Annotated in this window: 10 protein-coding genes; 7 read left to right on the top strand and 3 right to left on the bottom strand. The window is 67.3% G+C overall.

The features are described from left to right. Positions 1 to 351: hypothetical protein (locus tag VGT00_07000; protein HEV8531143.1), on the top strand; the 351-nt coding region annotated here is incomplete at its 5' end. A gap of 6 nt (positions 352 to 357) precedes the next feature. Here the strand turns inward: VGT00_07000 and VGT00_07005 are convergent. Beyond that, positions 358 to 798, bottom strand: a complete 441-nt coding sequence (locus tag VGT00_07005) for a MaoC family dehydratase (GenBank protein HEV8531144.1) — start codon at positions 796 to 798, stop codon at positions 358 to 360. Between the two features lie 5 nt (positions 799 to 803). Beyond that, complete coding sequence (locus tag VGT00_07010; GenBank protein HEV8531145.1) at positions 804 to 1,976, bottom strand: LLM class flavin-dependent oxidoreductase; 1,173 nt, start codon at positions 1,974 to 1,976, stop codon at positions 804 to 806. 172 nt (positions 1,977 to 2,148) lie between these two features. Here VGT00_07010 and VGT00_07015 point away from each other — a divergent pair, with 172 nt between their 5' ends. Next, a complete protein-coding gene (locus VGT00_07015; protein ID HEV8531146.1) occupies positions 2,149 to 2,718 on the top strand; it encodes a DUF308 domain-containing protein in 570 nt (189 codons plus the stop codon). Positions 2,719 to 2,733: 15 nt separating this feature from the next. On the opposite strand, the gene VGT00_07020 is transcribed toward VGT00_07015, so the two are convergent. Beyond that, entirely contained in the window at positions 2,734 to 4,314 is a 1,581-nt protein-coding gene (locus VGT00_07020) for an acyl--CoA ligase family protein (GenBank protein HEV8531147.1), read from the bottom strand. A 179-nt stretch (positions 4,315 to 4,493) separates the two neighbouring features. Between VGT00_07020 and VGT00_07025 the strand changes: the two genes are divergently transcribed. The 5 genes from VGT00_07025 to VGT00_07045 all read left to right on the top strand — a co-directional run bounded on the left by VGT00_07025 (position 4,494) and on the right by VGT00_07045 (position 10,678). Next, a complete protein-coding gene (locus VGT00_07025; GenBank protein HEV8531148.1) occupies positions 4,494 to 5,585 on the top strand; it encodes an LLM class flavin-dependent oxidoreductase in 1,092 nt (363 codons plus the stop codon). Between the two features lie 98 nt (positions 5,586 to 5,683). Next, the gene (gene nudC, locus VGT00_07030) at positions 5,684 to 6,505 is read left to right on the top strand and encodes an NAD(+) diphosphatase (GenBank protein ID HEV8531149.1); all 822 of its coding nucleotides are present in this window, start codon (positions 5,684 to 5,686) and stop codon (positions 6,503 to 6,505) included. A 169-nt stretch (positions 6,506 to 6,674) separates the two neighbouring features. Continuing rightward, positions 6,675 to 7,022 (top strand): RidA family protein, encoded by a 348-nt coding sequence (locus tag VGT00_07035; GenBank protein ID HEV8531150.1) that lies wholly within the window; start codon positions 6,675 to 6,677, stop codon positions 7,020 to 7,022. Positions 7,023 to 7,399: 377 nt separating this feature from the next. Then, positions 7,400 to 8,503 (top strand): FecR domain-containing protein, encoded by a 1,104-nt coding sequence (locus tag VGT00_07040; GenBank protein HEV8531151.1) that lies wholly within the window; start codon positions 7,400 to 7,402, stop codon positions 8,501 to 8,503. A gap of 93 nt (positions 8,504 to 8,596) precedes the next feature. Beyond that, positions 8,597 to 10,678: a response regulator gene (locus VGT00_07045; GenBank protein ID HEV8531152.1), complete on the top strand. Its 2,082-nt coding sequence runs from the start codon at positions 8,597 to 8,599 to the stop codon at positions 10,676 to 10,678. Positions 10,679 to 10,833: the final 155 nt, after the last annotated feature.

The following is a 10,833-nucleotide window of genomic DNA, read 5'->3' on the forward strand; positions in this document are numbered from 1 at the left end:
GACGGGCGCTTGGGGGAGATGGACGGGCGCTTGGGGGGGATGGACGGGCGCTTGGGGGGGATGGATCAGCGCCTCGAGGAGCTGCGGGCAGAGATGCGGGCTGGCCATGCGGAAACCCGCCGCCACTTCGACGTCGTAGCCGAGGACCTCAAATCCCGGATCCAGTTGGTGGCCGAGGGCGTGCTCTTGGTGGACGAGAAGCTCGAGCGCTTCCGGGCGGAAGTCCACGAGCGGTTCGAGGCCGTAGATCGGCGGTTCGAGGCCGTAGATCAGCGCTTCCTGCGCCTCGAGACGCGCGTGGGCGCCCTCGAAGTGACGGTCGCCCAGGCGCTCAGACACCGGCAGAACTGATCCCGCCTAAGGGCGCCGGGCGAAGAAGTTGACGCCCCTGGTGCTCATCACGACCTCGCCATGCTGGTTCAGCACTTCCATCTGCGAGCGGATGATCCCGCGGTCGGGCTTGCTTCGCGACGGCGTCGTCTCGAGAATGGTCATGCGAGCGCTGAGCCGGTCGCCGGGGCGCACGGGCTTGTTCCACTTCAGCTCGTCTATCCCCGGCGAGCCGAGACTGACCGTGTCCTTGAGAAACCCGTCGTAGAACAGGCGCATGAGCATGCTGCCCGTATGCCAGCCGCTGGCGATGAGGCCGCCCCAGATGGTCCGCTTGGCGGTCTCCTCGTCGGTGTGAAAGGGTTGCGGGTCGAACTCGCGCGCGAAAGCCAGCATGGCCTCCTTCGTCACCGTGCAGCTCCCGAGCTCGATGACCTCGCCCGCCTTGATGTCCTCCCAGTAGCGCACGAGCGTCAGGCCGGCGGCTTGGCGCGGCGCTCGGCCAGGTGCTTCTCCGTGGCGAGGACCTTGGCCTGGCGGCCCGCGTTCATGAACTTCTCGCGGTTCGCGGCCGTCCAGTCCAGGCTGGCCTGACGGCCGGGATTCAATTCCTGGAAGCGCGGCATGACGTAGCGGGCGATGAGCTCGTAGCTTCGCAGCGTCTGGGGGAAATCCGCCCAGTTGTGGGCGAGCTGGAGGAAGCAGCCGAAGCCGCCTGACTGCTTGTCCAGCCGCTCGAGCTGCACGGCGGCATCGTCGGGGTCGCCGATGACCGCGTAGCCGGACTCGATGAGCTGGGCACACTTGTCCTCGATGCTGCTGCCCTTGATCTCGAAGGGCAGGGCGATCACCTCGGTGAAGTAGCGCACCCACTGGCCCAGGCCGAAGCGGACGTTCTCGAGGGCTTTCTCGCGCGTTTCCGCGACGTGCATCGGCGCCACCAGGCGCCAGTGGTGCCGTGACACCGTCTGCTTGTGCTCGCGCGCCAGCTCCTCGCAGATGCCCCACGCCGCCGACAGGGCCATGTAGCCCTGCGACGTCGTCGATCCGATGGACAGCATCCCGATCCCATGCTTGCCCGCGGCGCGGGGGCCGGCCGGCCAGATCTGGGCCGCCACCGCCATCTCCACGTGCGGACGCGTGTACGGCATGAGCTGCAGCCGCGCCTCCTTGACGCTGAACCAGTCGGTGATCTTCGTGACCGCCTCGCCGCGCAGCAGCGGGATGAGGACGTCCAGCGCCTCTTCCATCATGTCGCGCTGGCGTAGCGGGTCGATGCCCATCATGAAGGCATCGGAGGGGAGCGAGCCCGGCCCCACGCCGAACATGAAGCGGCCCTTCAGCTGGTAGTCGAGCTGCTGGACGCGGTCGGCCAGGATGAACGGATGGTGGTAGGGCAGCGAGGACACGCCCGTGCCCAGCCGGATCCGGCGCGTGCGCTCGCCGGCGGCGGCGATGAACACCTCGGGCGAGGCGATGGTCTCGTAGCCCGCCGAGTGGTGCTCGCCGATCCAGGCCTCGTCATAGCCCAGCCGGTCGAGGTGCTCGACGAGCTGGAAATCGCGCTCGAGGGCCAGGGCGGGATTCTCGTCGATGGGGTGAAACGGCGCCAGGAAGATTCCGAAGCGAAGCGGGGCCTCCTGCATGGGTAGCTCCTCTCTCAGGGAAGCGGCCCACTCCGGACGCGGCGGGCCAACCTTCGTATCTTACACGTGCGGGCCCCCGGCTGATAGAATGCGCTCCGGCTGGAATGCGCTTGCCGTTCCGCCCTCGTCCCACGGCGTGGCCGCGCCACTCGGACGGCAAGGGAGGACACCGATGAAGATCGGAATGGGCCAGAACTGGTGGATTCTCGCGGCTCGGGCCGTGCTCGCCATCCTTTTCGGTCTCTACGTCCTCGTGGCCCCCGGGCGCGCCCTGACGGCGATCATTCTGGCCTTCGGTGTAGGCGTTCTCCTGGCGGGCATTCTCGCCATCGTCGCCGCCGTACGGGTCCACGACCAGCACGAGCGCTCGTTCCCCATACTTCTCGAGGGGGTCGTGTGCCTGGTCGTCGGCCTCCTGGCCCTCCTGCGTCCCGGCGCCACCGCTTTCGCCTGGCTTGTCCTCATCAGCGCATTTGCCATCGCGAGCGGCATCCTCCACGTGATAGCGGCAATCCAGTTGCGGAAGCAGATGGAGGGCGAATGGGTGCTGATCCTGAACGGGACGCTGACCGTGGTCTTCGGGGTGCTGATGATCCTGCTGCCGTGGGCGGGATTGCTCTCGCTGATCTGGCTCGTGGGAGGCTACTCGCTTTTCTTCGGCCTTCTGCTCCTCGTCCTATCCTTCCGGCTCCGGTCGCAATGGCAGGCTCGCGTCGCCGCGAGGGCGACGGCCCGGGCCTAATCTCTCGGCCGCCCGCTAGTTGATCCGCTTCGTCTTCCCCTTCCACTCCTTGTCGCGCAGCACGAACTTCTGCACCTTGCCCGTGGAGGTCTTGGGAAGATCGCCGAACTCGATGGCCGCGGGCGCCTTGAAGTGGGCGATGTGCTGCTTGCAGAACTCGATGATGTCCTTCTCGCTGGCGCTCTGGCCCGGCTTGAGGGTCACGAAGGCCTTCGGGCGCTCACCCCACTTCTCGTCGGGAATGGCCACCACGGCGCACTCCATCACCGCGGGGTGCTTGGCCACGCACTGCTCCACCTCGATGGTCGAGATGTTCTCGCCCCCGGAGATGATGATGTCCTTCTTCCGGTCGCGAAGCTCGATGTAGCCGTCGGGATGCCATACCCCGATATCGCCCGAGTGGAACCAGCCGCCCCGGAATGCCTCGGCGGTGGCATCGGGCTGATCGAAGTATCCCATGGCGCAGTTGTTGCCGATCATGACCACCTCGCCCAGCGTCTCGCCGTCGCGCGGGACGTCGTGCATGTCGCCGTCCACCACGCGGACGAGATCGAAGAGCGCATACCCCTGCCCCTGCCGGGCGGCCAGGGTGGCCTGCTCGTCGACGGGAAGCGCGTCCCACTCCTTGTGCCAGGCGCACACGGTGTGCGGGCCATACGTCTCCGTCAGACCGTAGACGTGCACGGGACGGAAATTGAGCTCCTTGAGCTTGCCCAGGAGGGTGGGCGAGGGCGGCGCCCCCGCGATGGTGACGGTGACCGGGCGGGCGAGGCGATGGGCCTTGGGGTCATTGATGACCCCGATCTGCACGGTGGGGGCGCCGTTGTAGTGGGTGATGCCCTCGGACTCGATGAGCTCCCAGATGCGGGCGGACTCCACGCGCCGGAGGCACACGTGGGTGCCCGCCACCGCCGTCACCGCCCACGTGAAGCACCAGCCGTTGCAGTGGAACATGGGCAGGGTCCACAGGTACTTGGTCTCGAAATTCATCCCGGTCTCGACCACCTCGCCCATGGCATTCATCCAGGTGCCGCGGTGCGAGTACATGACGCCCTTGGGCCGGCCTGTGGTGCCCGAGGTGTAGTTGATGGCGATGGTCTCTTCTTCGTCCTCGAGCACGGGCTCGATCGGATCGGGAGCGCCGGTGGCGAGGAAATCCTCGTAGGGATCGCCGGCCGCTCCGGTGTCGTCCACGCGCACGACCCTGAGGCCCGTGAGATCCAGCGGCTTGATCACGTGCTCGAACTCCGCGTCCACGAAGAGCGTCGTCGACCCCGAGTGCTTGAGGATGTAGCCGACCTCGTCGGAGGAGAGCCGGATATTGATGGCCACGAGAATGCCGCCGGCCAGAGGGATGGCGTAGTGCGCCTCGAGCATGGCCGGGATATTCGGACAGAGGAAGGCGACGCGATCATGCTTCTGGAGACCGGCCCTGCGGAGCGCGGAGGCCAGGCGGTTGACGCGCTCCTCGAACTGCCGGTACGTATACTGCCGCTTGCCGTGGATGACGGCCGTCTTGCCCGGGAAGACAAAGGCGCTGCGCTGAAGGAAGCTCACGGGGCTGAGCTCGGTCCGGTACACCTTGTGATGCTTCATCGCGAAACCTCCGGGTGGGGTTCTGGCTCGGCCCGACCTTTCCCGCCGGGCCCGCTATAGCCTAGTCGAAAGACCGCGATTGTCAATGCGCGGGGCCCCGGCTTGCGTGCGACGGTTGAGTGGGGCAAGATTGGCACGCCTCGTCACGCCAAAGGGGGAAACCATCGATGCGCGTCGGCATGACCGCCATCTTTCAGAATCCCGGCAAGGGCCGCCGGGACTTCGACGTCTACCAGGACGACCTCCGCCTCGCCGATCTCGCCGAGCCGCTGGGCTTCGACTCCATCTGGAGCGTCGAGCACCACTTCACCGACTACACCATGTGCCCCGACGTGCTCCAGTTTCTCACCTACATGGCGGGGCGGACCCAGCGCGTGGCCCTCGGCTCCATGGTGGTGGTGCTGCCGTGGCACGATCCCATGCGCGTGGCCGAGCAGATCTCCATGCTCGACAACATCTCGGGCGGCCGGTTGATCCTCGGGCTGGGGCGCGGAGCGGGCAAGGTCGAGTTCGAAGGCTTCCGCGTGCCCATGGAGGAGAGCCGCGAGCGCTTCGTGGAATCGGCGCGGATGATCCTGGAGGGGCTCGAGAGCGGCTCCTGCGAGCTCGACGGCCGCTTCGTCTCCCAGCCGCGGGCGGCCATCCGCCCCGCGCCCTTCAAGAGCTTCCGCGGCCGCACGTATGCCGCCGCCGTGTCGCCCGAGTCGGTGCGCATCATGGCCGAGCTCGGCGTGGGCATCCTCATCATCCCGCAGAAGCCGTGGCCCGAGGTCGCCAAGGAGCTGCACGAATACCACGAGCACTACCGACAGCTCAACGGCGCCGAGCCCCCGCGGCCGGTCTCCGCGGGCTGGACCTTCTGCGATCCGGATCCGGATCGCGCGCGCGAGCAGGCCCGGCGGTGGATCGGCGGCTACTTCCGCACGGTGCTCGACCACTATCAGTTCGGCGGCGATCACATGGCCAAGACCAAGGGGTACGAGTACTACGCGAAGATGACCGACAAGATCCACACGTACGGCGACGAGAAAGTCACCGACTTCTTCGTGGACCTGCAGGTGTGGGGCACCCCCGAGCAATGCTATGACAAGATTCTCGACATCCGCCGGCGCGTGGGCAACGACCACTTCGTGGGCGCCTTCTCCTATGCGGGCATGCCGCCCGCCGAGGCCGAGCGCAATATGCGCCTCTTTGCCAAGGAGGTCATGCCGGCCCTGCAGGCGCTCGGGCGCGAGCCGAGTGCCGTCGCTCCGGCGCTCTCACACCCGTGACCTTCTGCCCGTGATCTCATGCTGCCCATGATCTTGTCCTGGAGGACCGCCCGCTGACCACGCCGCTGTCCGTCTATCTGCCGTTCAACCGCGAGGTACTGGGCCAGGCTTTCGAGCCGGCCAAGAGCGGCGGCGGCACCCCCGAGCCCAAGGGCTACTGGCTCCTCGTCCAGGACCAGGATCTCCTCGTCGTCCAGGACGGCGGCGCCTTCCGTCTGCCCGAGGGCACGCTGCCCGCCGGGCTCGAGTCCGTCGTGACGGAGCCCCTCTGGCTGGGGACACTCCACGGCACGCCGTGCTTCACGGCCTCCGTGCCCAAAGAGGCCGCCCCGCCCGAAGGACTGGCGCGCGAGACCCTCGTGCCCATGCGCGGGACCAAGCTGCCCGATGATCTGCTCTCGCTCGGGGGCATGGCCATGCAGGCGCTCTGGTGGCAATCCACGAGCGGCTTCTGCCCGCGCTGCGGAGAGGCCGCCGTGCGCATCGAGGGGGAATGGGGCAAGCGTTGCCCGCGCTGCCGCTACGAGCACTATCCGCACCTCCATCCCGCCGTCATCATCCTGGTCCGCGACGGCAACCGCGTCCTCCTCGCGCGCAAGGCGGAGTGGGCGCCGGGGCGCTACGCCCTCGTGGCGGGCTTCGTCGACAACGGCGAGTCGCTGGAGGGCGCGGTGGCCCGCGAGGTCAAGGAAGAGGTCGGCGTCGACGTGAAGGACATCCGCTATGTGGGCAGCCAGAACTGGCCGTTCCCGAGCCAGATCATGCTGGGCTTCGTCGCGACCTACGCCGGAGGCGAGGTGCGGGTGGACCCCTCCGAGCTCGAGGATGCCCGCTGGTTCCCCTGCGATCAGCTCCCCAACCGGCCCTCGCGTCACAGCATCGCCGGCTTCATCCTCAGCAACTACGCCAAGCCGTCATGAACATGACCCCCTGCCCCCTGATCTACTCAGCCCTCGTCTCGCGGCTGCGCCGCTCAACTCGAACTGCGGCCCTCTCCCCCGATAGGGGAGAGGGTTCCGTTTTTTTGCATCCCTCGCCCCTGTGGGGAGAGGGCAGGGTGAGGGGCACAGTCCAAAGGAGGAGAGCCACGTGAGCATCCAGCGCCTTCAGCCGGGCAAGCGCCTGAGCGCCGCCGTCGTGCACGGTGACACCATCTACCTGGCCGGCCAGATCGCCGGGGATGCCTCGGCCGACGTCAAGGGTCAGACCCAGCAGATCTTGAAAAAGATCGACGACCTCTTGGCCGCGGCCGGCACGAGCAAGTCCAAGCTCCTCTCCGCCACCATCTGGCTTGCCGACATGCGCTACTTCGACGACATGAACTCCGCGTGGGAGGCCTGGATGGATCCCGCGAATCCGCCGGCCCGCGCCACCGTCGAAGCGCGACTGGCCGCGCCCAAGTATTTCGTCGAGATCGCGGGCGTGGCGGCGAAGTAGGCGGCCTCCCGCGGAGCAGCGTTCTCTCGAGCCGACGGACTCATCCGCCCTCGAGGGGAATTTTTCCCTCGGAACAGTCCAGTTTCTGGGCGCCGAGCTCCTCGTGTCTTTCTGATTTTTTCTCGCGCCCGGCTTCCGAGATGGAGGGCCTCTTCCAATCTCGGGGCGATAGTTCGTAGCTCGCGGTCGGCCCGCGCACCTTCTGCACTGTCAGCCTCATGACATCGCAGTCTTTTCAGGAACTCGCTCCGTGCATCGCCGTCGCATCGTCCTTGGCACCCCGGTTGCTTTTTCCATGCTGGGTTAATTCGAGTCACCGGGTCGACACGGCTACGAACGCGGGCGGCACTGCCCGATTAACTGGATAGGAGGAAACCATGAGCGTACGGGGTGCGATCGGAGCGTTGGCGTTTCTGGGACTTGTCGGTGGTGGGCCTGGATATGTCCTGGCTCAGGAGCAATCGGGCATCGGAGTCGTGAGCACCCTCATCGGGGAGGCGACGGTGGCGCGCGGCACGACGTCTCAGCCCCTCGCCCTCAAGATGCGCGACGACGTGTTCATGCAGGACCGGATCAGCACCAAGGAGCGCTCCCTCGTGCATGTCCTGATGGGCGGCAAGGCTCTCCTCACCGTCCGCGAGCTTTCCGTGCTCACCATCACCGAGGAGGGCGGGCGCGCGACGGTTGATCTCCAATCCGGCAAGGTCGGGCTGGCCGTCGTGCGGCAGCGGATGAAGCCGGGAGAGATCATCGAGATCCGTACGCCGCATGCCGTAGCCGCCGTCCGGGGAACCGTCCTCGTGGTGGAGATCGTTCCCGAGCCCGGCGAAGAGAATCAGCCAAGCGCCGGGGCGGCCTCCACGAATGTCCACCTGCTCCATGGCAAGCTCGATGTCTCGCTCGCGAGCAATCCGACCGCCCTCCCCATCCAGCTGGAGAGCCTGCAGAGCGTGACGGCGTCGAGGCACGCGCTGGGGACCGTACGTCCCCTGACCCCAGAGACGGTGACCGCCGTCACCGCGGGCTTGATGCTCAATCGGCCGTCACGACCCGGCCCGTCCGATAAGTTCGTCGCCTCCATCGAGGAGAAGCAGCGGGCCCTCGCCGTGGCTACGGCGTCGAGCATCGTCAATGGCAAACCCGGCAAGGCACGGCTCGCGGGAATCGCCGGGAAGCCGGGGGTTGGGCAAAAAGGCAAGGCGACCGATGTGGCCGCGAATCACGATGCTATCGGTGTCGTCTCCGATGCGGGCGATGGCGATCTCGGCGGAAACGGAAACGGCCAAGCCCTCAGCCTCGGCGCAGGCGGTGGCGGCGCCAACGGCAATGGCCCAGGGCTCGGCCTGATCGGCGTGAGTGTCCTCGGCGGAGGCAATGCCATCCGCCTGCAGGGGCCGGTGGGCGGGCCGGGCAGCGGCGGGCTGGTCAGTGATCTTGCCCCCATTGTGCCCAAGGTCGGGCTTCTCCCGAAGCTTCAGTAGGGCCAGGCGCGATCGGTCGCTCTGCTCCAGGTGCGCGCCGTGCTCGATATCGGCCTCCAGGATGACTGTGCCATCGCTCGAGATGCATGGCTGATGACCCGTCCCATTGTCTGGCATGTGCCGGGGTCCGAGGCGGCCTCGCGTCTCGCGGACCTCCCGGATGATCTCGAGCGTCGGCCCCTCTCCGAGCGGACGCCATCCGAGTGGCCGGCCTCGCCCGGTGTGCTCTTCGTCGACCTGCCCCACGACGAGGCCAGCCTTCGCGCGATGGCGGCGGCCCAGCGTGAAGGACTCCCCGTGGTTGCCCTGGTGGATGACGCCGCCTCGGACGCCATCAGCGGTCAGCCGCCGTGCTACGCCTATCTGAATCCCTCGGTGCCGGCGGTCACCCTGGCTGCCGTGCTTCGCCAGGCGTGCGTGCACGCGCGCGTGATGCTCGATGCCCTCGAGCTCAGGACACAGCTCGAGGAGCTCAATACCATCGGCATACGCCTGTCGGCCGAGCGGAATCTCGACGCCCTCCTGGAGGTGATCCTGACCAAGGGGCGGGAGATCACTCGGAGCGACGCCGGGTCGCTCTATGTGGTGGAGACGGGGCCGGAGGGCGGAAAGCGCCTGCGCTTCAAGCTCGCCCAGAACGACAGCGTGCAGGTGGAGTTCAGCGAGTCGACGCTGCCCATCAGCGCGGACAGCGTGGCCGGGTACGTGGCCCTCGCCGGCGACATTCTCATGATCGACGACGTTTATTCATTGCCCTCGGACTCTCCCTTCCACTTCAATACCGAGTTTGACGTGAAGGTGGGCTACAGGACGACATCGATGCTGGTGGTCCCCATGAAGACGCCGGCCGGCGAGACCATCGGCGTCCTGCAGCTCATCAACTGCAAGCGGGTGCCCGGCCGACCCTTCGCCTCGCGCGAGGGCATACCGGACGAGGTCTTGCCCTTTCCCGAGCGCTATCGAAACGTCGCCGCGTCACTGGCCTCTCAGGCGGGGGTGGCCATCCAGAACGCCCGCCTGTTCCACGAGCTTGGCGCCGCGCTGCAGGAGGTCGAGGCCTCCCAGCAGCAGCTCGTACAGGCCGAGCGCTTGAGCGCCCTCGGCGAGATGGCGGCCGGGGTCGCCCACGACTTCAACAATCTGCTGGCCGTGGTGGTCGGACGCGCCGAGATCCTGCTCGCCAAGGGACAGGAGCCGGACGTCGCTCGGGACATCGAAATCATCCGGACGGCGGCCTGGGACGGCGCCCACACCGTTCGGCGCATCCAGGAGTTCACACGGACACGCCAGACGCGCCCGGCCGCCCAGGTCGACATTCCCGAGCTCCTGCGAGACGTCGTCGAGCTCACGAAGGGGCGATGGAAGGATGAATCCCAGAGCCGCGGCATCTCCTACGACGTGGTCGTGGAAGGCGGCCCCGCTCCCCCGGTGGCCGGCATCTCGGCGGAGCTCCGCGAGGTGTTCATGAACCTGCTCATCAACGGGCTCGACGCCATGCCGGGAGGAGGCCAGTTCGTCTTCCGAGTCTCGAACGATGAGGAATCGGTGATCATCGCGGCCGAGGACACGGGCTGCGGCATGTCCGACGAGACCCGCCGGCGCGTGCTGGAGCCCTTCTTCACCACCAAGGGCGTCCGCGGAACCGGCCTCGGCCTCGCCGTCTCGTGGGGCATCGTCAAGCGGCACGGGGGCACCATAGAGATCGAGAGCACCCTCGGCATGGGCAGCATCTTCATGATCCGTCTGCCCATCAGCACGGGCGAATCGGCGCCGGAGGTCGGCGAGGCGCTCTCCCGCCCGGTCCGCAGCGGCCGCATCCTGGTCATCGACGACGAGGAGACGGTTCGCTGCGTGCTGCGGGACATGCTCACGCCCTGTGGCCACACGGTCCTCGAGGCGGCCAGTGGGGAAGCCGGATTGGCGCTCCTGGAGAATGAGGCGGTCGACGTCATTCTCACGGACATCTCCATGCCGGGCATGTCGGGCTGGGACGTGGCGGCCGCGTGCCAGCGGCGCTTCCCTCACATCCCCCTCGGGTTCGTCACCGGCTGGGGAGACCGGCTCGACCCGCAGGAGACCGCCCGCTTCGGCGTGCGATTCATCGTGTCGAAGCCCTTCTCTCCAGCCGACGTGCAAGGCCACGTCGCCTCCGTCCTCGCCTCTCCCACCCCCTAGAGTCTCGATGCCGGCAATGCGGCGAGAGGGGGCGGGGGCATCCCCCGCGGACCACGCTGACTCGCGGCCCGCTTCAGCACTCTTAACGGGCCACGAGATTCTGGTTTTGCGCTTCGGCAACGCGCAGAAGATACGGGTCCACGGGGGATGCCCCC

The sequence above is a fragment of the Candidatus Methylomirabilota bacterium genome, from assembly GCA_036002485.1.
Lineage (GTDB): Bacteria > Methylomirabilota > Methylomirabilia > Rokubacteriales > CSP1-6 > AR37.